The organism is Shewanella subflava (assembly GCF_025971955.1).
GTDB classification, from domain to species: Bacteria; Pseudomonadota; Gammaproteobacteria; order Enterobacterales; family Shewanellaceae; genus Shewanella; species Shewanella subflava.
In genome coordinates this window covers 13,807-38,561 of the sequence record NZ_JAPDMX010000011.1, presented here as the reverse complement: position 1 = coordinate 38,561, position 24,755 = coordinate 13,807, and the positions used below count along the sequence as shown (strand labels likewise).

The following is a 24,755-nucleotide window of genomic DNA, read 5'->3' as shown; positions in this document are numbered from 1 at the left end:
TGACCCTGATGTGGGTTTTGTAATTGGCTTTGTGTTGATTAACGCTGACTAATTGGCATCACTTTACGTGGCTCGCTGCCAATATAATCTGCACTTGGACGGATAATACGGTTATTTGAACGTTGCTCCATCACATGAGCAGCCCAGCCAGTTAAACGTGAACACACAAATATTGGCGTAAACAATTTAGTTGGAATCCCCATAAAATGGTAAGCCGACGCATGGAAAAAGTCAGCGTTACAGAATAGCTTTTTGGTGTCCCACATGTATTCTTCACAGGCAACTGAAATATCATAAAGTGATGTATCACCATGTTCTTTTGCCAATTTTTCAGACCATTGTTTAATAATCACATTGCGAGGATCTGACTCACGGTAAATTGCATGGCCAAAGCCCATAATTTTTTCTTTACGCGCTAACATGCCTGCCATTTGTTCTTTGGCATCTTCGGGTGATTTGAATTTCTGGATCATATCCATTGCCGCTTCATTCGCACCACCGTGCAGTGGACCACGCAATGAACCGATTGCGCCAGTAATACATGAATACATATCAGACAGTGTTGAAGCACAAACTCTTGCAGTGAAGGTTGATGCGTTGAATTCATGTTCTGCATAGAGGATCAGTGAAACATCAATGACTCGACGGTGCTGTTCTGAAGGCGTTTCACCATTAAGCAATTTAAGAAAATGTCCACCAAGAGAATCTTCATCCGTTACACAATCAATTTCAACACCATCGTGGCTATAACGATACCAAAAACACATAATGGCAGGAAAAGCAGCTAATAAACGGTTTGCTGCTTGCTGTTGCATTGAGAAATCGGTTTCGGGTTCAAGATTACCTAAAAACGAACAACCTGTGCGCATTACGTCCATTGGGTGTGCATCGGCAGGAATTAATTTCAGCACTTCTTTCAACGCTTGAGGTAAATCGCGTAGTGTTAACAACGTTGCCTTATATGCCTGTAGCTGTTCAGTATTGGGTAATTCACCGTTAAACAATAAATAAGCGACTTCTTCAAAGGTGGCATTGTCAGCTAAATCTTTTACGTCGTATCCGCAATAAGTTAAACCAGAACCGGTTTTACCTACTGTACATAAAGCTGTTTCACCTGCACTTTGTCCACGTAATCCTGCACCTGCTAATTTTTTATCTACCATGATTGTCTTCCTATTATTATTGCCGCCATTTTTATTTTTTTGGCTGTAGGGTATGTCATCACTCTGGCACATCAAGCTTATAAACACATTGTTGTAGTCAGAGCACATTGAAAACTGTTACTTTTTTTAGCCTTAACTCGGAATAACTGATTTGATACAAGCATCAATTAAATAAAGTATCTCAGCGATTAAACCGCATGATGCCGAATTTATTTGTTTTTGCCTTCGGCAAATAAACTATCTAATTTCTGCTCGTATTCGTGATAACCAAGATAGTCATATAGTTCCATCCGCGTTTGCATCATATCGACAACCGCTTTCTGATCGCCTTGTGCTAAAATCGAGGTATAAACCATTTCAGCCGCTTTGTTCATCGCGCGGAATGCACTCAGTGGATATAAGACCATCGCAGCACCCCACTCACCTAATTGCTGTTTATTCCACAATTCTGTTTGGCCAAACTCAGTAATATTAGCCAAAATTGGCACATCCAGTGCTGATGCAAAAGCACGGTAATGTGCTTCGGTTTTCACCGCCTCTGCAAAAATGCCATCGGCACCTGCAGCAACATAGGCTTTAGCGCGCTCAATTGCAGCTTCTAAACCTTCTTGTGCAAATGAATCGGTACGAGCCATAATGAAGAAATCTGGATCAGTTCGAGCATCAACAGCCGCTTTGATACGATCAACCATTTCTTCGACAGACACGATCTCTTTATTAGGACGATGACCACAACGCTTTTGTGCCACTTGATCTTCCATATGCACAGCTGCAGCACCGGCTTTTTCCATATCGCGGATTGTTTTGGCAATATTAAATGCCCCGCCCCAACCGGTATCGATATCCACTAACAAAGGTAAATCACACGCAGAGGTAATCCGCTGCACATCCACTAACACATCATTTAAAGAAGTCATGCCCAGATCTGGCAATCCATATGAAGCGTTGGCAACGCCCCCCCCTGACAAATAAATGGCTTGATGACCAATTTGTTTTGCCATCATGGCTGAGTAAGCATTGATGGTACCAACGATTTGCAGTGGTTTATTGGCCATAAGTGCTTGGCGAAATTTTTTACCTGCGCTCATATTCTTTCCTTGTGTTAACAATGTTCAATTGATAATCGGTCATCAAATTTATCGATGACTAACTTAATTTGGCTTCAATACTATTTTTTGAATACATAATATGGCGACGCATTAGCATTTCGGCTAATTCTGCATCACGGTTAGCAATGGCTTTTACGATATGTTTATGCTCATCATAGGCGGTGGTCACTCTTGGCCCTGCCATACCAAGCTGCACACGGTACATGCGCACTAAATGATAAATACCGTCAAATAACATACTGATTAAATGTTTATTTTTACTACCCAATATGATTCGATAATGAAAGTCGACATCGCCGGCTTCTTGGTAATAAGACTGACCATCTTTAATTTCATCAAAATGACGCTTAAGTAACCCCATCAAATCATCAATTTCTTCATGGGTCATATTTACAGCGGCTAATCTTGCGGCCATTCCCTCTAATGACTCACGCACTTGATAAAGCTCTATCAAGCCTTGCTGACTCAGTGCCACGACTCTCGCCCCAACATTGGCTTTACGTTCAACGATATGACAAGCTTCAAGACGATTGATCGCTTCACGAATAATGGCGCGACTGACAGCATATTTTGTCGACAATTCGGTTTCACTGAGTTTAGAACCAGCCACAATTCTGCCTTCCACAATATCGTCTCTTAGCAAAATAAAGGTTTTATCTGCAGCTGTTACCGGCTGTTCATTGGCGAGTAGCATATTTATTAACTCAATCAAGCATCATTATGTCGACAATATAGCAATAAATACGGAATTAACAACTTAAAATAGTCACATATTGTCGACAAAAGGCGATTTTAGGGTTAATTACGACTAATGGATAAGGACAAACAAGCTATTTTAAATTTAGTCGACAATCCTTAAAGATATTTTTCAAAAATGAAAATATCCTGAAGGTTCATTACAGTTTTGTCTGTATCACTCTGCCGTTTTGACGAGTAAATTATGCGTATCCGTCGCTATCGAAGTTTATGAATATGAAAATTGCACTGTTTATTCCTTGTTTGGTCAACCAAATGATGCCTGATGTGGCGATTGCAACCTTATCGTTGCTAGAAAAATTAGGCCATGAAGTGATATTTCCAGAAGGTCAAACTTGTTGTGGTCAACCTATGACTAACTCTGGCTGCTTTAATGAAGCCCGCAATACTACACTCAAATTATTAAATGCATTTAAAGGCGTAGAATGCGACGCAATCGTCTGTCCTGCGGCGTCTTGTTTAGTGGCCGCCAAGGAAAACTTTCACGAATTTGATCAAAGCCAAGCCGCGCAAGATGTCATAGATAAATTGTATGAACTAACGGAATTCTTACACGACATCGCACCAATACCCGCATTTAAGTACAAATTTGAACACACTATCAGCCTTCAAATGAGTTGCCATGGTTTACGTATGCTGAATTTAGCTACGCCAAGTGAGTCTATGGGGCCACAGTTCAATAAAGTCGAGGCAGTGCTACAAAATATTCCTGGTATCAAGATTGTTTACCCTGCACCACGAGATGAATGTTGTGGATTTGGTGGGACCTTTGCCGTTGATGAAGGCGCCGTATCTGCCAAAATGGGTAAAGATAAAGCCCATGCTCATGCCGCCACACATGCACAATATGTGGTCGGTTTTGATCCCTCATGTTTACTGCATCTTGATGGCATGATCCGCAGACAGCTGCTACCTATTCAAACCCGTCATATTGCTCAAATCATCGATGCTGCTTTATAAGGAGACTTTAAATGTATCAATCTAAAAGTCATGCCGACAATGCCACTATCTTTTGCCGTGATGAGAATCGCGTCGACTGGCACTCTAAAGCCTTATGGAATTTACGTGAAAAACGTGACAGAGCAGCTGCAAGCGTGCCTGAATGGGAACAGCTTCGCCAACTCGGATCAGAAATTAAATTACATACCTTGAGTCATCTTGGCGACTATCTTTGCCAGTTTGAGCAAAAATGTATTGAAAATGGCATTCAAGTTCACTGGGCTAAAGATGCCAGTGAACACAATCAAATTGCATTAAATATTTTAACTACACACTCGGTTAAAAAGTTAGTTAAATCTAAGTCGATGTTGACTGAAGAATGTCACTTAAATCCTTTTCTTGAAAAACATGGCATTGAAGTCATCGATACTGATTTAGGAGAGCGCATTATTCAGCTAAATAACCAACCTCCTTCGCATATTGTGGTGCCTGCCATCCATATGAAAAAAGAAGAGGTCGGTGAACTGTTTCATCAAAAGCTGAATACCCCAAAAGGCGAATCCGATCCCACACGCCTCACCCGTGCCGCCCGTAAACACTTACGCGATCAATTTCTCAGTGCCGATGCCGCCATGACAGGCGTAAACATGGCCATCGCTGATTTAGGTGCGGTAGTGGTATGTACCAATGAAGGCAATGCCGATATGGGCGCAAATTTACCTAAACTGCAAATTCACTCAATGGGCATAGATAAAATCGTCCCAGATGCAGACAGTGCCATGGTATTGCTACGTATGTTAGCCAGAAATGCTATCGGCCAACCCATTACCACTTATTCGTCTTTCTATCGCGGCAGTAAAGTTGATGGCGAAATGCACATTATCATTGTCGATAATGGCCGAACAGACATCATGCAAGATAACATTCTTGCTGAATCGTTAAAATGTATCCGATGTGGTGGTTGTTTAAACACTTGTCCAGTTTATCGTCGTTCTGGTGGGTTCAGTTATAACTACACCATTCCAGGTCCTATTGGTATTGCCGTTGGCGCGCAGCATGATGATAGCAACACTATCCCTTGGGCTTGCACGCTGTGCGGGAGCTGCAGTTATGTTTGCCCAACAAAAGTCCCATTGGATAAAATTATTGCCCACCACCGCCGATTAAAAGCCGAACAGGGAAAACTGCCATTTGGGAAAAAGTTCTATATGCCAGCAGTGGGTAAATTGATGAGCTCGCCAACCTTATTAAACTGTACTATGTCCAGTGCACGATTGGCATTAAAAGTCATTCCACACACTCTAATCAAGCCCTTATCTGGTGCTTGGGGACATTACCGTGAGTTGCCCGTTGCACCAAAATCGAGTTTCGATACTTGGTATAAACACCATAAAGCAGCAAATAAGGAGACCAAATAATGTCTCAAAATACCACGAGCAAACAAGCCATTTTGGCAGCCTTAGGCCATTCTTCTATTAACCAATTAAATCAAAAACCTGATTTATCAGGTTTAAAAAGTACTCGCTTTTTACAGACAGATTTAATTAAACGATTTGAAAAAGGTCTTAACTCGGTTACAGGTGAATTAATTTATCCAGACAATGGCAATAGCATCGACATACTTAAAGGCAATGTTGCGCAACTGATAAGCCAAGGAATGCAAGTGATATCATTAGTGGATGGCATTGAAGGAAATCAACTGATGCCAACACAGCCACATGACCTCAAACACATTGATTACGCAATTATACAAGCAAGGTTTGCGGTGGCAGAAAATGGTGCGATATGGGTAGACAGTGAGCAACTGAATGGCAAAAATGTGAATACTCACAGGGTACTGCCCTTTATCTGCGAGAACCTAGTCATAGTACTGAATAAAGACAATATTATTGCCACCATGCATGATGCACCAGCAAAAATGCACTTACATGCCGGTGACTTTGGGACTTTTATTGCAGGTCCTAGTAAAACAGCCGATATCGAACAAGCCCTAGTGGTGGGCGCACATGGTGCGTTTAGTTTAAAGGTCTATTTAGTTTAAACGTTGCGTAAATGCTCCGTTCGCATTGGATTAACTCAACCTCAGTTGATGATTAATCCATTGCGAAAATCGCTTCTGCGCGACTGAGCATAAATTCGATAAATAATTGTACCTTTCTAGGCTGCTGTTTTCGCTGATGATACAGCATACAAATTCGGCGACTTTCGCCCTGCCAATGCGGCAACACCCGGATCAAATCCCCCTGATGCAATTGCTGTTTTACAAACAATGATGGCCCATACATAATCCCGCCATCATCAACACATGCCTTAATAGCGCCATGTAAATCAGCCAATGTCATTTTGGCCTCACCTTCGTAATAATATTCTTGTTCACCGTGTTTTAATGTCCAATTAAATAATGGCCATACCTTAATTAAGCGGTGTTGATGCAGTTGGTTGGGATGAATTATTTCATCAGATTGATTAAGGTACTTGGTTGAAGCGTATAAGCCATAATGCAATACACCCAATGATTGTGACACCCAAGAGGAATCGGGCTGGGCACCACCTACAATTGCCACATCAACCCCTTGGTCAATTAAATCAACTGTTTGATTATTTTGGCTAATATGTAAATTAATATCAGGATATAACTTAGAAAAATCATTCAACGTTTGCATCAAGATCATCGAGGTAATTGAAATCGGCGTCGCAATTCTTAAAGTTCCACTAGGGGTAGATGCGGTTTGCTGAGTTAAATCATCAAACTGATTAATCAATTGATAATATCGTTCAAATAACTCAGCCCCCTCTTCAGTTAAACGCAGCTTACGGGTACTGCGCATGATCAATTGAGTATTTAAGCTGCTCTCTAATTTAGCTATTTTGCGACTCACCGTTGCCACAGGAATATTTTGTAACTGGCTTACCTGTGAAAAACCGCCAGCGCTGACCAAATGGACAAATAAATGAATCAGCTGTAAATCACTTGGGCAATGTGGGTTCATTGGATTTCATCACGAATGGTTGAGTGAGTGACTATATCATTGTGCATTATAGCCAGTACACTATTGCCATAAAAACAATAGTTAACATCAGCTGGGCATAATAAACGCTCAGCAAACAGTCCTTTGTTTTGCTAACTGCGTTTCATTAACGTGCAATAGGCCAGCTATTGACGTGTTAATCCACTTTGATTTTAAAAAATGACAAGTTTGCTAAAAATAAGCTCAACCTCTTGAATTGTGCTTATTGAGCCTAACACTTAACCCGAGTTGAAGTTAGTTAAAGCCTTATGTTCATCATAAATGGCCTTAAGTGAACTAAAATGAACTGACGTCTATCCAACTATAGCCGCATGACCTTTTAAGCCTAATGCGACTGCTAAGATGTTTGTGCTGGATCAATTAGATTTTAAAATGTGCGACTAATTTAGCAAGCTTTTCAGACCCTTGTTCAATTTGACTACTATTTTGATTAATGTCCTGATTATATTCTCTGTTCTCAACAGACATGTCGTTTATGCGAGTAATATTCATATTTAACTCAGCTATCACTGCGCTTTGTTGTTCTGTTGCCGATGCAATTTGAATATTCATTTGTGATATTTGCTCAATTGAATTTTTGATCACATCAAGTGCACCAACGACTTGGCCAGTTTCTGAAACCGTTTCATTTGATTTGATTTTCGCTCTCTCAACCGAAGCATTAACACTGTCAATGGCCTGACGAATAGCATCGATAATACCGTTAATTTCTCGGGTTGAATCTTGCGTTCGGCTTGCAAGGGTGCGCACTTCATCTGCCACAACAGCAAACCCTCGCCCTGCTTCACCCGCTCTAGCTGCTTCAATTGCAGCATTAAGTGCTAATAAGTTGGTTTGCTCGGCAATCCCGACGATCACATCTAATATTTGGCCAATTTTGCTCGAACTTATTTGCAGGCCATTAACCACTTCTTCAGTATGAATAAGTTCACTTGAAAGCGCATTAATTTTGCTCATGGCATTATCAACCACGGCAGCCGTTTTATCCGCTTCAGCATCAGCAGCATGCGCACTTTGGGCTGCAAGTTGTGCATTAGAAGCCACCTCAGAGGCCGTCATCGACATCTGATTAATTGCTGTCGCTACATTTTCGGTTTCCATTTGTACATTGGTAGAAACCTGATTGGCTTTTTCGGCAATAGCTGACATGCCGCCCGCTAACCTTGTACTATGGTGAATAGACTCTCCCACTGAAGTAATGACATTCTGAATTTTGGACGTAAACATATTGAAGTGAGTGGCGATCTCTTTTAACTCGTCCCCACCTTCTTCTGATAATCGTAGCGTTAAATCTCCCTCACCTTTTGCCACATTTTCAAATGCCGTGATTGTCGAGCGCATCGGCACTGAAACACTCTGAATAATAATATAAAGAAAAATAACCACTGGCAGCCAAACTAGCGCGAGTAACAACATGTAATCATAAACAAACTCAAGTTCTTGGGCATGAATATCATCAACATAAATACCGGTTCCAATTATCCAATTCCAAGGAGTGAACTTTTTAACCACCGACATTTTAGGACTTGGGTTTTCTTGATTAGGCTTATTCCACATGTAATCAACTCTGGCGGAATCTTGAGTTTGAGTTCTATCAATCATCAATTGGAACAGTTTAATCCCGTCAGGATCTTTCATTCCTACCACACTGGTATTAACCAGTTTTTTGGCAAATGCATGTTGAATCATCATACCTTGAGTATCAATGGTAAAATAGTATTCTTGCCCTGAGTAACGTAAATGATCGAGCGCCGCGAGTGCTGTTATTTGCGCTTCTTCGACACTTAATTCACCTTTTACACTGCGTTGATAATATTGATCGACTACCGCGACTGCGGCATCAACTAATGAATGTAATTTGGCTTCTTTTTCGGCAATAAGTACGTTATCAATACGGCTAAGCGCAAATAGAAACATTAAAATAGTGGCAGCAATGCTGAGTACTAACATTGAAAATAATCGCTTCGAAATGCTCATTTTTCGTAGTTGAAGATTTATAGTATTCATATAACCACCTGACAATATTAACTAAATAAATGTTTTATATCTTTAAAAATGCTGACACGCTAAAGGCTATACCGTAATAATTAAAGTCAACTTTAGTCTGATGTATTGTTCTTATCATCATTATGTTCAATCTAAATCTGGGTCAATAACGGCAGTTTGTCAAATGTAAAACTCAATAAATCAGTACGTTAGTTAACTCTAAAGTGGTAGAGTTAACATTTATTATGTAACGCGTACAAAGATTTTTGGCTATCACTTTAAAATAAAAATAATAAGGGAATAATCATGCACAGACGCAACGTTGTTATCACTGGTGCAAGTTCAGGTCTTGGTCTTGGAATGGCAAAACAATTTGCCCTGAAAAACCATAATCTGGCTTTATGTGCACGTCGTATAGAGCTGCTCACTTCACTCAAAGAAGAACTGCTCACAATTAATCCAAATATTAAAGTGCAAATTTATCAATTGGATGTAAATGACCATCAGGCAGTTTTTTCTGTATTTAAACAATGCCAAAAAGACATGGGATCAATTGATAGAATCATTGTCAATGCAGGTATAGGTAAAGGGGCTTCGATTGGAACAGGTTTCTTCAAAGCAAATTTGGCCACAGCTCAAACCAATTTTGTTGCAGCCATTGCTCAGTGCGAAGCTGCGATGGAAATATTTAGACAACAAAATAATGGTCATTTAGTGACAATCTCTTCTATCAGTGCCGTCAGAGGATTTAGACGCGCTATGACTGTATATGCAGCAACCAAAGCTGGGCTCACCTCTTTAACTGAAGGAATAAGAATTGATGTGATGCACACTCCGATTAAAGTGACTTGCATTCACCCAGGTTTTATTCGAACAGAGATAAATGAAAACGTCAAAACAGTTCCTTTTAGGGTAGATTTAGAAACAGGCTGTAAAGCAATAGTGAAAGCTATCGATAAAGAAAAAGCAAATGCATATGTACCCAGCTTCCCTTGGGCTTTTTTACATTGGCTAATTCGTATTGCGCCTTCAAACCTGATGAGAAAAATGAGTTAACAGCTTTCTTCATGGCAACCATAACAAAAAACCAAACATTGCTGTTTGGTTTTTTGTTATGATTTAGCTGCTATTAAGTGATTATTTTTTATCAACAAAGGAAAACATAAACCACACCTAAGCTGCGACAACCTGCTTAGCTTTACGTAATGGATGCAAGCGATTATGCATGACTTTAATGGTATCAAATTGATTAAGTGTCTTGGTGTCCGATAAAGCACAAGACTTAGAAAGAAGCATCACTGTAGCAGCTTGCAGGCTGTCTTCAACGACTAAAACTAACACACCTACACCATTACAATTGAGTTGAAATAATTTACCCGTACTGCAAAATACACATTCATCACTGACACTGAAAAACCAAGACTTTGGCATTTGTGGTTTGAGTAAGAAGTGTACTGCTGTAGCGTTGAGCGCTGTTTGAACAACCCCCGCATCTGAAATGTGTAACACCTTAGGTAAAATTTCAAGCAAGCGAATGTAATATTTAGCGTGTTCAACACTAAATTCTGTCATTCCTAGCGCATCAGGAATAAGTAATTTTGTCTTATATGGGGTTAAGAACTCCATCTCGGAACCTAACGATATACTTAGCTGCTGATATCTTGTGTTAAATTCCCAATGCCAGTCCTTATTTGGCATTAATAACATGATGCAATTTCACCTAAAAATTGAATACTTTTTGATAATAGATGATATTTCGTTCAATATCAAAATTATTTTATAAATTTTTATCTATATTTCATCATGTTAGAATTAAGTGCGATCGCTCCATCGCGATCGCGGCATGATTTTTGATCAGTAATTTGACCAATCAGTCTTTATTTTGAACGATAAGCGGAAACGATCTCTGAAACTAATTTGGGTCCTTGATAGATAAAACCACTGTATATCTGTACTAGCGTTGATCCTGCAGCAAATTTATCATTTGCATCCTTTGCAGAATTGATCCCACCAACACCAATGATCGGGATTTGACCATTTAAATATCCCGCTAACGTCTTGATCACTTTAGTTGAAAGATCGGTTAAAGGCTTACCGCTTAGTCCCCCCATCTCTTCAGCATGTTCAAGTCCCGTTACTGCGTCACGACTGAGTGTAGTATTGGTTGCGATTACACCATCAAATTGGTTTTTAACAAGTGAATCAGCAATAGACTTAATTTCTTCATTGGTTAAATCTGGCGCAATTTTCAATGCAACTGGCACATACTTACCATGTTTTGCGGCTAGTTCTGTTTGCTTAGCTTTAATTGAACCCAATAAATCATCTAACAATTCACCATACTGTAAGGTACGTAAACCCGGTGTATTAGGTGATGAAATATTCACTGCAATATAAGCACTGTAGAGATAGACCTTATCCATGCATATCAAATAATCTTCTTTACCCTGCTCTACGGGAGTATCTTTGTTTTTACCGATATTGACACCCACTAAGATATCCGATTTTTTGGCCATCAAATTACGAACTAAATTATCAACACCTTTATTGTTGAAACCCATTCGATTAATGATACCTTGTGCAGGCTTTAGACGAAATAGTCGTGGTTGGTCGTTACCAGGCTGTGGACGAGGTGTGACGGTTCCGACTTCAACATGACCAAAACCCATGGCATGAAAAGCATCAATAGACTCGCCGTCTTTATCTAATCCTGCCGCTAATCCAACGGGGTTTGGAAAGGTAATCCCCATACATTCAACCGGTACATGGGCAACATTTTGACGATAAAAGCAATTAAGCGGCGTATTGCCAGTCATTTTCAAACTGCCAATAGCGACATTATGAGCCAGCTCAGGATCAATCTGAAACATGACTTTTTGTGCGAGTTTGTAAAACATGGTTTCTCCTTGGCCTAAAAAAAGCCCCGGCAATCGCCAGGGCTAGTTCATATTATAAAGAATTACTTCTGACCTTCGCAATGCAAAATCAGCAAGTTAAGTTCACGTAAGGCGACTGAGAACTTAGCAAATTCATGGGTTTGAGACACTTTAAAGTCTGCTAACATGTGATACCAACGTTGGAGTAAGGCTTTATTACTCTTAATCCATTCATTGATAACAGAGTCTGCATCACAGGTATCACTACAAGTACGCAGTACCGCTGAACTTAAAGCACGTTGTTGCCAGTCTAATTCTTCACGGAATGCGGCACGTGCTAGTGCTTGCCAATGGTTAGCAACGGGTTGAGCACTAATTTGCTCTAAGAACCAATGCAGTTCCACCTTGGCACCTAACTTAAAGTAAGTTTCAGAGACTAAATCTACTGATTTGTTCTCAATTTCAGCAATTTGAGCAATATCTAACGCTGAGAATAACGTACTCATTTTAGCAACGACTTGAGCGACTGCCATAGGGACATTTTCTTTAGTTAAAGAGTTAATCTCTGCAGAAATCGCTTTAACTTCAGCTGCAATCATGTATTGGTCAACGTTGACTTTTAGCTTTTCAAAAACAGGCTTAAAGAACTCAACGGTTTGTTCAATATTATGACTGCGATTACGATGACGAATAAACCAACGACAAGCACGACGCATATTACGGCGTAATTGATGAAGCATCTCACCTTGAACGATTGCAGGAATAATACCGTTCAAATCGGTTATTGATTTAGTTAACTCATCTAGTCCAAATACTTCGCGTGCCATAGTGTAGCAAATGGCGGCTTCAGCAACTGAGGCACCTGTCTCATCTTGCATACGTTGAACAAAATTAAAGCCCATGTCATTGACTAATTCATTAGCCAATGAAGTTGCAATAATTTCACCACGTAGCGGATGGTTTACCATCTTATCAGCATACTTAGCTTGTAATTTTTTAGGGAAGTAAGCCACCAATAATTTACTCAAGAAACTGTCTTCAGTAATTTCTGGTGTGACTAACTGCTCTTTCAATACCATTTTAGCGTAAGCAACTAATACCGATAACTCTGGGCGGGTTAATGCACGGCCATTTGCCAAACGTTCAGCAAGATCATCATCGGTGGGTAAAAATTCTAAAGCGCGGTCTAATTTACCTTCTTTTTCCAGATAATGAATGAAACGAATTTGCTCTTTTAACTGTGATACCCCATGTACCTGCGTCACAGAAATAGTGCGCGTTTGGTCTTTACAGTCTTGAAGTACAATTTCACTTACTTCATCGGTCATTTCTTCGAGAACACGATTACGTTGTTTTACGGTTAACTCACCGGCAGCGACTAATGTGTTTAAGAAAATCTTGATGTTTACTTCGTTATCTGAACAGTCAACACCACCCACGTTATCCACGAAGTCAGTATTCATACGCCCGCCATTAGCAGCATATTCAATACGACCAAGCTGGGTACAACCTAAGTTACCGCCCTCACCGATAATTTTTGCACGCACTTCATTACCGTTAACACGCAGTGCATCATTGGCGCGATCGCCCACTTCAACATGGGATTCTTTGCTTGATTTAACGTACGTGCCAATACCGCCATTCCATAACAGATCGACAGGCATTTTCAGTAGTTCTTTTAACAACTCAATCGGATTCATGGTGTCTTTATCTGTAGACAACATAGCTTTGATTTCAGGTGTTAATTTTAATGATTTAGCCGAACGTAAGAAGATCCCACCGCCTTTAGAAATTAATTTGGCGTTATAATCTTCCCAGCTTGAACGTGGTAATTCAAATAAACGCTTACGTTCAATGTAGCTTTGAGCAACATTTGGATTAGGGTCGATAAAGATATGCATATGGTTAAAAGCAGCCACTAGCTTGGTGTGTTCTGATAACAACATACCATTACCAAATACGTCACCCGCCATATCACCTATACCTAGACAGGTAAAATCGGTGGTTTGACAATCAACACCAATTTCGCGGAAATGGCGCTTAACCGATTCCCATCCGCCTTTAGCGGTAATGCCCATTTTCTTGTGGTCATAACCATTACTACCACCAGAGGCAAACGCATCACCTAACCAGAAATCATATTCTATTGCGATTGAGTTAGCGATATCTGAGAAAGTTGCAGTACCTTTGTCTGCTGCAACCACTAGGTATGGATCATCTTCATCGTGACGAACGACATCAACTGGTGGCACAACTTCGCCATTTTTAATGTTGTCAGAAATATCTAACAAGCCACGAATGAATAAACGGTAACATTCTTGACCTTCAGTAAAGAATGCTTCACGTCCGCCCTCTGTCGGCAGCTGCTTACACACAAAGCCACCTTTTGCTCCTACAGGAACAATTACGGTGTTTTTCACTTGCTGTGCTTTCACTAGACCTAACACTTCAGTACGGAAATCTTCTCGTCTATCTGACCAACGTAAACCACCACGAGCCACTTTACCACCACGTAAATGCACACCTTCAACTCTTGGCGAGTAGACGAAGATCTCAAACTTTGGCAATGGCTTTGGCATTTCCGGAATTAAATTTGGAGCAAATTTAAATGAGGTATAAGCTTTATTGTCACCCTTGGCGTCAGTCTGATAGAAGTTTGTCCGTAAGGTTGCGTTAATCAAATCTAAATAACGACGAATAATACGGTCATCATCAAGACTTGAAACATCGTCAAGCTGTTTGTTTACTTGCTCTAAAAACTTGCTTAATGTGCGCGTTTTTAATTTAGGATTAAACTTGCGAATAAACATCTTCACAAGCAAATCAGCAATTTTTGGATAACGGCTGAAGGTTTCTTCAATATATGACTGGCTGAATGTGGCATCAATTTGACGCATATATTTAGCATAGGCACGTAAAATAGACACTTCACGGCCATTTAAGCCCGTTGAAAGCACCATGCGGTTGAAACCATCGTCTTCCAGTTTTTTCTGCCAAACAAGTGATAATGCTGTTTGGAAACGTTCTTGGCTATCCGCTAGGTTTTCAATTGCAGCACCTTGCACTGTCATTAAGAAGTCAAGGATCCAAAATGTATTGCCATCAGTGGTTTTAACTTCATAAGGACGCTCATTGATCACACGTAAACCAAAGTTTTCAAGCATTGGTAATACATCAGATAAATGAATTGGTTCATCTTTATGAAAAAGTTTTAAACGCACTTTGTTGTCATTCAATGCGGTTTCTTGGGGTTGATAGAACAACATTCCCAATTTATGTTCGTCGTCTAAGGCTTCAAGGTGCTGAAGATCGACCACTGCAGAGCTTGGTAAGACATCATCTTTATAGCTCTGTGGAAAAGCATTAGAGTAACGTTTAGTTAAGCCTGTACCTGCCTGCTCACCTAAGGCATTGTTTAATGCCGAATGTAATTTATCATCCCATGAGCGAGCAGCTTCAATCAGATTGTGTTCTATAGCGGCCACATCTACGTCCATATTATTGTTGTCGACTTTGATAATGTAATGCGTACGAGCCAAAGTTGACTCTGAGAAATATGTCGTAAATTCAACATCTTCATTACTATTAAAATGCTGAGCAAGAATGCGTTGTGTATCTTGACGGAACTTAGTGTTATAACGATCTTTAGACACATACACTAAACACGATAAGAAACGACCAAAACCATCTTTACGAACAAACAACTTCAACTTATCTCGGTCTTGCATCTGCAAAACACCATGAGCCATATGCGAAAGCTCTTCAACTTTTGCTTGTATTAGCTCATCACGAGGTAAATTTTCGAGGATATTTAGTAACGCTTTATAATCGTGTGAACGTGGTGCTAGCGCTGAACTGTCAAGTACTCGTTGTACCTTCTCAGCAAGCAATGGTATTTCACGTGGGCTACGGTTATACAGATTAGAGGCATATAAACCAATGAAACGGTCTTCACCAACCACATTACCTTTTTTATCGAAACGTTTGATGCCGATATAATCAACATATGCAGGACGGTGAACACGGCTTTTAGCAGAACTTTTGGTCAAAACCAGCAAACTTGAATCCAATGCTTCTTTACGTGCACTGTCTGATAATGACGATAGCAATAGACCACGATCACTAGATGAATTCTTAGAACGGCTCATTAAACCTAAGCTAGTGTCTAAATCCGGAACTAACTCGACATCACCTTCCACACGTTTTAAGTCGTAATATCGATAACCTAATAAAGTGAAGTGATGATTATTTAAATATGTTAGATAGTTAACGGCTTCAGTTAACTCTGCTTTATCACCTGGAAAAGGACGCTTAGGCAATTGCTGGATGGTATCTGTTAATTTAGCAGACATTTTTTCCCAGTCGGAGACTGAAGCAACAACATCGGCAAGGACTGACTGAATTTCTTTTTCAATTACTTTTATATCAGCATCGCTACTTTGCTTATCAATCTCAATTAAGAAAACAGCAATATTGTCACTATTTTTCGGTGCGTTATTTACAAAATTCACTTCTGTAACAGACTTTTTATCACGCACAACCGCTAATGGTGTATGCAGCATGACATGAGCAGTAATTCCCATTCTGTTTAATGCCATAGTCAAAGAATCGACTAGAAAAGGCATATCAGGTTGGATCACTTCAATCACACTGTGGCTTGATTGCCAGCCATGCTTAGATTGTGTTGGGTTAAAAACTCGAATATGAGTGTCTGTTGGTGCAGTTTTATTTAAGGCATTCCAAAGACTGACTACCGCTCCATATAAATCACTGTCATTTCGGACATTGAGGTCGTCACGTGACATATGGGTGTACAGGCATTGGGCAAACTGCTCAACTTGTTTGGCTTGTGAATTAGGGATTTTTGAATGAATCAAATTGACTACATTTTCTAGTAGTACAGAAGGCATTGCATCTTTAAAGGCCATGTTGCAGATTCCTTAAGCGTCTATGGCAGCGCTTTTATCATTATATGGATGCTTCGGCTTGTTTTACTCAGTAATCTAATTACTAAGATCTGCGGCAAAGTTTATTACTAAATTGCTGCTATATCGAGGAAAATTTTAGTGGTAGATCCTCTAAATATCCAATTTCATAACTGTTATTTTGTTTAATATGCAATTAAACGCGCCAATTTAGATTAACTATGCAAAAAAAAATGGAGAGCAATGCTCTCCATTTAAATTAAACCATTGTTTTTAATTAGCTTTACGCCAAAATAGTGCTGAAAGTGCAGGCAGAATAATAATCGCTCCCAACATATTCACTAAAAACATAAATGTTAACAAAATTCCCATATCCATTTGGAATTTAAGCGCTGAGAAGAACCAAGTACTCACCCCGATAGCTAAAGTTAACCCGGTAAAGATAACCGCGCTGCCACGTTCGACCAATGCTTCAAAATAGGCTTGTTGTACTGCCATACCATTGCTGAGCTTATTAGACATGGTGGACAAAATATAAATTCCGTAGTCCACCCCTATTCCCACACCCAGTGCAATTACCGGTAACGTACTTACCGCAAGACCAATATCAAGCATGGTCATTAGCGCTTGAGCTAAAGTCGAAACCACATATAAAGGAATAATGACCGCAATAGTGGCTTTGAGTGATTTAAAGCTAATTAAACATAGAAAGAACACGGCCCCATATACATAAATCATCATAGGGAGTTGCGCTTCACTAACGGCTTCGTTTGTCGCTGCCATTACACCTACCGGGCCAGAAGCTAACTTAAACTGTAATTTGTCGTTATTAAGCTCTGCAGCCACTTGTTTCACTTTATTAACAACAACCTCAATGGTTTCTGCTTTATGATCTTTTAAGAAAAGATACACAGGCATCACTGAACAGTTACCATTTAATAAACCAGAAGTAGTAGGAACTTGACCTACGGCTTGTACTAAACTGGCTGTTGTACGAGGTAAGATTTGCCATTTAGGATTACCTTCATTAAAACCGGCATTCACCGCTTTTGCAATGGAAGCTAAGCTAGCTGTTGATTCGACACCAGGGGTATTTCCCACCATCCATTCAAATTGGTCAATTTGGCTGAGCATTGAATGGTAAGTACAGGCTTCCGGTTCTGCTTCAACAATCACTGTCATCACATCTGTGGTAATTGAAAAATGGTCGGTAATAAAAAACGTATCAAGGTTATAACGTGAATCTTGATGGAGTGCAGGTGCACCGCCTTTTAAATCACCAATTTTCATTTCGGTGGCTTTCATAAAACCCACACCATATAAAACGGCTGTACACGACAATACAACCACTGCATATTTGGGTGTGGCAAACTTTGACAAGCTACGCCAAATATTTTCAACTTTTTGCTTTTGAGCAAGGTTTTCTTCTGCATTAGATAGATTGGTATAAGAAATCACCAAAGGCAGCAAAATAAGGTTAGTAAGGATGATCACCCCAACCCCTAAAGAAGCTGAAATTGCCAATTCACGAATGATTCCAATATCAATGGCAAGTAAGGTTATAAATCCTACCGTATCGGAAAGCAGCGCAACGCCACCAGGCACTAATAAGCTACGGAAAGCTGAAGCCGCAGCGGCTTTAGTGGCTTGTCCATCAATCACTCGACGACGCACAGCATTGATCATTTGTACGCCATGACTAACGCCAATAGCAAACACCAAAAATGGCACTAAAATCGACATCGGATCAAGGCCAAAACCAACAACGGTTAATAAGCCTAATTGCCAAATGACCGCCATTAAACTGCACATTAATGGTAAAATGGTAAGCATTATTGATTTGGAGAAAAGATAAACCATCACTGCGGTAATGACGATGGCAATGAGGAAAAACAGTAAAACCCCTTTAGCACCGTCTGCAACATCACCTGCCATTTTAGCAAAGCCGATAATGTGGATTTTAATATTATCGTTTTCAAATTGACCACGAAGCTTTTCTTCGAGTTGGTTAGCAAATTCAATGGTATTTAATGCTTCACCAGTATCAGGATTAAAATCCATCAATTGTGCCGATACCATTGCAGCAGAATAGTCATTTGCAATTAAACGCCCAACAATTCCTGCTTTTTCAATATTATCGCGTACTACAGCTAAACCGTATTCGTCGGTTCTGAAGTCGGCGGGGATCACTGGGCCGCCAGCAAAACCATCTTCAACAACTTCAGTAAAGCGAGTTGAAGGTGAATAAAGTGATTTAACCTGCGAACGTTCGACACCATCGATAAAAAACAGCTCGTCGTGAACTTTTTTCAAGGTATCAAAAAATACTGGGTTAAAAATATTACCGCTAGTATCTTCGACTGCCACCATTATGCCATTGGCACCACCGAACTCTTTTTGGTGCTTAGTGTAGGTTTGCATGTAAGTATGATTGAGCGGAATATTTTTACTAAAGGCCGCATCCATTTTAAGCTGGCTGGCTTGGTATCCTAAAAATACCGTAATAAATATAAATGAAATGATCACCCACATTCGATTGCGGAATAAGTGCGTTTCGAAACTATTGACCAGTTTTTCTAACATCTTGTCGGCCCTATTATTGTTGTTTTAATCTTAATAGTGTCTACTAAAAAACAGTAGCTTTGAGGATGATAAAATCATCTTTTATGTTATCCAAATGACTCAGATAACAGGTTATTATTGTCGCTGTGCAATTTGGAATAGTGGATATAAACATCGAGTGCTTTAATAAAACAGCATCAACGCTTACCCATAAACACAGTTACTTTGGCAGTTGGAAAAGCCCTTTAGTACCCGCGAACCAAATTTCACCTTTATTATTCTTGGCCACTGCAACAATATTTTCCCCTTGACGGCGAGCGACTAACTCTGCTGTGTCGCCAACAATTTTTAAAATAATTCCAGCATTGCCAACAAGATATAAATCATCGCCCTCAACTAACGCACCATTGATAGATGATTCAACTGGTAATTCAATTTGTTGCCAGTCATTTAATAAATTCGAAGCCTTAAAGACATGACCTCGTAACCCCATAACATACACATCATCACCATGGGTAATGGCATTAAACATTGAACCATCATAATCAAAATCTACACGCTTAAAAGTACGTCCCATATCATCAGATACAGCGACTAAACCCAGTTCACCCACCATGAGTAAACGATCATCGTTTAAACTAATTATTCGATTAAAATGAGGGAGTAATGCAGCACGTTCAGACAAATATAATTGTTCATCTTCACTTTTTAGTTCATTCAGATAAGCAACATCTTCTTCAAATAGTAATTCTTGATGAAACTCATCTTGCCAAGTTTTCCCGCCGTCTTCGGTTCGATAAAACAACCCGTAAGCCCCGATGGCAACACCGTGTTTATCGGTAAAAAAACGCAAATCTAAAAAGGGTTTTTCTAAATCAGTGGACGCCATCTGTAAAGACCAAGTTAATCCACCATCATTAGTATGAATAATCGTCGCATCATGGCCGACGGCCCAACCTAATTTTTCATTCAAAAAAAACACGCTAGTCAATTGAGTTGCTACAGGCGTCGCAACTTGTTGCCATTGTTGGTCTAAAACTAATACATGGCCGCGTTGACCTACTGCCACTAATTTATCACCCGCCGGAGCAATATCGACCAATAATGATGATTGTGCTTGGGGTTGTATCTGTACCGTTAAGGGATCAAGTTGTGCGTAAACCGAAGCAGTATATAAACATGCACTTAATCCTATCGCGACAGCACTGCGAAGCATGCTAACCTTCATACAAACTTCCTTAGATTTAAGGGCGCTAAGCGCCCTTTATTTAACAGATTCGATTTAAACGAATGAATTAACGAATACCTGCACGACGCAATGCATCTGGGGTAAAGTTTGATTCTGATAAGTTTGCATCAAAATTATACATGCGACCTTCGTTATCTAATCCCATTGCTAAATAGCGGCGAGATTGTAGATCATGGAATATTTCTAGCGTACTCCAATGCGTAGGGACTTCGTAATAGTTAATACTGTGCGCGGTGCCTACACGGTACAACTCGTCACGGTTATCATACATGTCCGTTAATGATACTTGCCATGAATCTTCATCGATATAAAAGACACGGGTTTTATAAATATGACGCATACCCTCTTTTAAGGTTGCCTTCACTTCCCAAACACGGTGTTTTTCCCAACGAGCATATTCTGGATTAATGTGACCAGGTTTTAGAATTTGGTCATACTTAAGCTCGTTTGAATGTAACTTGTAATCATTGTAAGGAATAAAGATTTCTTTCTTGCCAACAAGCTCCCAGTTATAGCGCACTGGAGAACCGTTAAACATATCGAAATCATCGGTTGTTCTTAAACCATCAGATACAGTACCTGGTGTATCGAAAGCCACATTTGGCGCTTTGCGAACACGACGCTGTCCAGTGTTATAAGTCCATGCTTGACGCGGTAAGGCCTCTTGATCCATGGTTTCTTTAACAAGTAACGCTGTACCTGCTAGACGCGCAGGTTGAGTAACAACTTGCTTGAAGTAGAATAAGGTATTGGTTTCTTTTAACTTATCCAATGTGATTTCCGGACGAGTATACTCAAAACGAATTTCTTCAGCGTTTTCAACTAAAGTGTATGAACCACTTGAAGTTGGAGCAGCTTGACTACGGTAGGTTTCTACATCTACGCCACGAAAACGCAAAATATGGTTCCAAATCACCTCTAGACCGTCTTTAGGGATAGGAAATGGCACGCCAATTGTTGCGCCGGAAATACCATTACCTTGAGCAACCAATTCAGCTGAAGTGGCATTGACTTTAATGGCATCATAAACATATTGAGGTACAGATGCCGTTCTACGAGTTTCATAAACATTCATTTGATAGGTATCTGGATACAATTCAAACAGTTTATTTTGACCTGGCGTTAAGTACTCTGCGTACTGCGCTTTATTAGCATTAGTAATAGTGAATAAAATTTTATCGTTAGGAAAAGGATTTAAGTGATGCATGCCTTTTTCATAACCAGCAACAGGCTTAGTAATACCACCATCCCATGCTGGAATAGAGCCATCGGCGTTTGCCGCTTTTTCAGCACCCATGGGTGTTAAGCTTGTACCTAATTTAGCAGCATCAGCTTCTGATACTTTCGCCATCGCAACAGGTGCGCCTAGCGCCATAATCACTGCTGCCGATAATATCGTCAGTTTTTTCATTATTATTATCCTTTTAAATCGAATACTTGACGTTAAACGAGACATAATCTCGGTCTTCCATCACGTTCGTTGTTCCTACACCACCAAAGAAGCTGTTGTAAGAAAAATCAACACCCCAGCGGTTTTGATAGTCAAAATTTAAACCTAATGCTACCGATTTTTTACCTTCAGTGAACAAGAACATTGGGTCAGGTGTAATACCATCAACATCGTGAGAGAAAATAACGCGTGGTGCCATGTTCACACCTGCAAATACGTTATTAAAATCGGCTTTAGCCACTAAACGATATCCCCAAGCAAAATCAGTCGGGAATGGATTCGTTTCTGGACCATTGTGTAAAGCTTGGATGATACCAGGCATATCAGGGTTACCACCCGAACGACCTGTTCCAGGGCCATTTAAGCGCAGCTCGTCAAAGCCTGGCATATCATGAACCCATACCCCGCCGACTTCTGCTAGCATAGTCAGGTTATCGGTACCCAAAGTAGGACCAAATAAATGGGTCAATGTCATCTGGGCTTGAGTCGTATCTAATTGAATAAAACCATCAACCGTCTCTCCCGGTGCCACCACATCCATTTGTGAAATGCCATCCAAATCTGGGCGCAAACCTGCATTAGCTAATTGCTGAGGCATTGCTGCGAAAAGGAGCTCTACGTCATCGATTTGGAATGGTTCATCAACACGATGTGCAATTTCACCTGCAACAGAGGTATCACCAACTAACGTGTTAAAACTAAAACCATATAATTGAATATCCTCAGGGTAAACAATTTGTGCTTTAGTGAAGGTTTCCATACTGAGCAGCAGTTCACGGTCAATCTGACCTTGACTTGCTGCTAATTTTGCGTAATCACCACCAATAGATGCAGCAGTAAAGTTAGACGCGGTACCACTGATTAATGGGCGGCGACTATGATAATTCATATAGTACAAACCAAATTCAGTTTCGTTGAGTTCAGGTGAGTAAAAACCTAATTTCACACCATACTGACCATCATCACTGGGTTTAGCTTCATCTTGAATTAACGCAGCTTTTGTTGAATAAGCAAGCATTGATGAAGCCAATGCAGGATTGAACCCTGTTGCTGCTGCATTTTTGTAAAGCGCTTGATATTCAGAAATTAAGAAGTCTAAATTTATATCTGGGTTAGAGTTAAAGCCTAACTGGGCATTTTGGTTATAACCACCAAAACCTGCAAAATCGTTAGTGGCAAAATTAGAGCCCGGCGTAGGCACCCATATTGGCTCCCATTGATATTGATAAAAAGCTTCAATATTCAGGTTTTCAGTCAATCCTAAAGATGCCCATACCATGCCTTGTGGGCGGAAAGCTTCTTTGAGTTCTGCACCTGGTGCGTTGAGAATATTTAAATCAACAGGGTTAATTTCACCAATACCATGCGGAATTAAAGTACTTTCACCCCATGAGACAACCTGATTACCCACACGGACTGATAATGGGTTTTGACCATCGTTTAAATCCCAGTTAGCGTAAACAAAGGCATCTAACAATCGAATATCTTTACACTGAACTTCAGAGGCACGGTTATCAGCACAAGGATCGAATTCTTTGCCTGTTAATGGGTCATTAAAATCATAATTACCATCATTCAATTTACGGTCGTAAAAATACATACCACGAACAAACAAACCATAGTTTTCGTATTTTAATGATAACTCATGAAGCCCTTTAACGATTTCAGATGTAGTGTCACCTTGAGAGTAAAGTAAGTTACTTAAATCGTTATTACTTGAATATGAGCCCGGTTGAGCCCAGATTTCTGCTGAAGTGTATTTAGTGTTTGAGAACGCTGAGTAGCCCGACCAATCAAATTGCGGCTGGTTAACCTTACCAATCTGGCCTTCCCAATCACGCTCTCCAACACGCCAGCTAGCCCCAACGGTCCAGGTAGAATCGAATGCTCCATCTACCTCTCCCCAATTGAATGAGAAAGCGGAAACATTTGGACTCATTCCTAAACACAAAGCCGACATTACCCCCAAAGTAATTGCCGACTTGTTAAATTTTTTCTTAACAATATTCATTTTAGCTCATCTCCGTAACCTGCTGGAATCGTTGTTATAGGAATTTAAACCAACATCTTGTTAGCCCACAGGCAACACCATTGTTACAGCATTTAACCTTGTTGAGCAAGGCCAAAACAGAGAAAATATACAATAAAATTAACGTGGTTAACCATATTGTTACAAGTGGGATTGGGCTGATATTTGAATTAACTAATGAGGCGTAAAAACAGATGGGAAGTGAGGGATTAAAAACATTTTATTTCAGTAGTTTATTAAAAAAAACAATAGTCACCTTTTATTAAAACCAATAAATCAAACGTTTGAAGTAATTACTCTAATTTAGTTAGCGATTTATAGGCTCCTTTACTGTCTAACTCTAATTTAAAATGGCCTCGAATGCCGTTTACGGTCAAAAATGGTCTAAAGTACTTTGCATTAATTTGTAAATGCCGACCGTTAACATCTGTTAACGCAACTGAATCACTATAACCCTGATAGTATGAAGAAAACTTTCTATAACTAATAAATATATTGAAATAAAACTCCATTGTACATCGTCCTCAATACATACCTTTTAAGTGATACCAATTACACTCAATAAGTGATCAGAAATAGCCAAGCAGAAATGCACGACAACAAGTCAGATTGTTATGATCAGGTGTCATTTTTCAGTCTAAAAGTGAAACGTTGCTATCAAATATTTCACACTAGAATGAAC

Annotated in this window: 17 protein-coding genes; 4 read left to right on the top strand and 13 right to left on the bottom strand. The window is 39.9% G+C overall.

Annotated elements, in window-relative coordinates; all coding sequences use genetic code 11:
- Window positions 1-38 precede the first annotated feature (38 nt).
- The 3 genes from prpC to OHT75_RS06020 all read right to left on the bottom strand — a co-directional run bounded on the left by prpC (window position 39) and on the right by OHT75_RS06020 (window position 2,966).
- The gene (gene prpC, locus OHT75_RS06030) at window positions 39-1,163 is read right to left on the bottom strand and encodes a bifunctional 2-methylcitrate synthase/citrate synthase (RefSeq protein ID WP_264725582.1); all 1,125 of its coding nucleotides are present in this window, start codon (window positions 1,161-1,163) and stop codon (window positions 39-41) included.
- 209 nt (window positions 1,164-1,372) lie between these two features.
- The gene (gene prpB / locus OHT75_RS06025; protein ID WP_264725581.1) at window positions 1,373-2,251 is read right to left on the bottom strand and encodes a methylisocitrate lyase; all 879 of its coding nucleotides are present in this window, start codon (window positions 2,249-2,251) and stop codon (window positions 1,373-1,375) included.
- Between the two features lie 58 nt (window positions 2,252-2,309).
- A complete protein-coding gene (locus tag OHT75_RS06020; RefSeq protein ID WP_264725580.1) occupies window positions 2,310-2,966 on the bottom strand; it encodes a GntR family transcriptional regulator in 657 nt (218 codons plus the stop codon).
- Window positions 2,967-3,244: 278 nt separating this feature from the next.
- On the opposite strand from OHT75_RS06020, the gene OHT75_RS06015 reads away from it, so the two are divergent.
- The 3 genes from OHT75_RS06015 to OHT75_RS06005 are packed head-to-tail and all read left to right on the top strand — an operon-like array spanning window position 3,245 to window position 6,008.
- Window positions 3,245-3,988: a (Fe-S)-binding protein gene (locus tag OHT75_RS06015; RefSeq protein ID WP_264725605.1), complete on the top strand. Its 744-nt coding sequence runs from the start codon at window positions 3,245-3,247 to the stop codon at window positions 3,986-3,988.
- 11 nt (window positions 3,989-3,999) lie between these two features.
- Window positions 4,000-5,385, top strand: a complete 1,386-nt coding sequence (locus OHT75_RS06010) for a lactate utilization protein B (protein WP_264725579.1) — start codon at window positions 4,000-4,002, stop codon at window positions 5,383-5,385.
- The gene (locus OHT75_RS06005; protein WP_264725578.1) at window positions 5,385-6,008 is read left to right on the top strand and encodes a LutC/YkgG family protein; all 624 of its coding nucleotides are present in this window, start codon (window positions 5,385-5,387) and stop codon (window positions 6,006-6,008) included. The genes OHT75_RS06010 and OHT75_RS06005 overlap by 1 nt, the downstream gene beginning before the upstream one ends.
- A gap of 52 nt (window positions 6,009-6,060) precedes the next feature.
- Here OHT75_RS06005 and OHT75_RS06000 read toward each other — a convergent pair whose 3' ends face one another.
- On the bottom strand, window positions 6,061-6,957 hold the full coding sequence (locus OHT75_RS06000; RefSeq protein ID WP_264725577.1) for a LysR family transcriptional regulator: 897 nt from the start codon (window positions 6,955-6,957) through the stop codon (window positions 6,061-6,063).
- A 399-nt stretch (window positions 6,958-7,356) separates the two neighbouring features.
- Window positions 7,357-9,003 carry a methyl-accepting chemotaxis protein gene (locus tag OHT75_RS05995; RefSeq protein WP_264725576.1) on the bottom strand — a complete coding sequence of 549 codons (1,647 nt, stop codon included), beginning with the start codon at window positions 9,001-9,003 and terminating at the stop codon, window positions 7,357-7,359.
- 285 nt (window positions 9,004-9,288) lie between these two features.
- On the opposite strand from OHT75_RS05995, the gene OHT75_RS05990 reads away from it, so the two are divergent.
- Entirely contained in the window at window positions 9,289-10,038 is a 750-nt protein-coding gene (locus OHT75_RS05990; RefSeq protein WP_264725575.1) for an SDR family oxidoreductase, read from the top strand.
- 117 nt (window positions 10,039-10,155) lie between these two features.
- Here the strand turns inward: OHT75_RS05990 and OHT75_RS05985 are convergent, their stop codons facing one another.
- The 8 genes from OHT75_RS05985 to OHT75_RS05950 all read right to left on the bottom strand — a co-directional run bounded on the left by OHT75_RS05985 (window position 10,156) and on the right by OHT75_RS05950 (window position 24,585).
- Window positions 10,156-10,689 (bottom strand): cell division protein ZapC, encoded by a 534-nt coding sequence (locus tag OHT75_RS05985; protein WP_264725574.1) that lies wholly within the window; start codon window positions 10,687-10,689, stop codon window positions 10,156-10,158.
- Window positions 10,690-10,859: 170 nt separating this feature from the next.
- Entirely contained in the window at window positions 10,860-11,879 is a 1,020-nt protein-coding gene (gene pyrD, locus OHT75_RS05980; RefSeq protein WP_264725573.1) for a quinone-dependent dihydroorotate dehydrogenase, read from the bottom strand.
- A gap of 62 nt (window positions 11,880-11,941) precedes the next feature.
- Window positions 11,942-16,786, bottom strand: coding sequence for an NAD-glutamate dehydrogenase (locus OHT75_RS05975; protein ID WP_264725572.1), 4,845 nt, complete (start codon window positions 16,784-16,786; stop codon window positions 11,942-11,944).
- A 270-nt stretch (window positions 16,787-17,056) separates the two neighbouring features.
- Window positions 17,057-19,366: an efflux RND transporter permease subunit gene (locus OHT75_RS05970; RefSeq protein WP_264725571.1), complete on the bottom strand. Its 2,310-nt coding sequence runs from the start codon at window positions 19,364-19,366 to the stop codon at window positions 17,057-17,059.
- Window positions 19,367-19,565: 199 nt separating this feature from the next.
- Window positions 19,566-20,573 (bottom strand): WD40/YVTN/BNR-like repeat-containing protein, encoded by a 1,008-nt coding sequence (locus OHT75_RS05965; RefSeq protein ID WP_264725570.1) that lies wholly within the window; start codon window positions 20,571-20,573, stop codon window positions 19,566-19,568.
- A 67-nt stretch (window positions 20,574-20,640) separates the two neighbouring features.
- Entirely contained in the window at window positions 20,641-22,005 is a 1,365-nt protein-coding gene (locus OHT75_RS05960) for a DUF1329 domain-containing protein (RefSeq protein WP_264725569.1), read from the bottom strand.
- 13 nt (window positions 22,006-22,018) lie between these two features.
- A complete protein-coding gene (locus OHT75_RS05955; RefSeq protein ID WP_264725568.1) occupies window positions 22,019-24,055 on the bottom strand; it encodes a DUF1302 domain-containing protein in 2,037 nt (678 codons plus the stop codon).
- Window positions 24,056-24,366: 311 nt separating this feature from the next.
- Entirely contained in the window at window positions 24,367-24,585 is a 219-nt protein-coding gene (locus tag OHT75_RS05950; protein ID WP_264725567.1) for a DUF2835 domain-containing protein, read from the bottom strand.
- Window positions 24,586-24,755 lie beyond the last annotated feature (170 nt).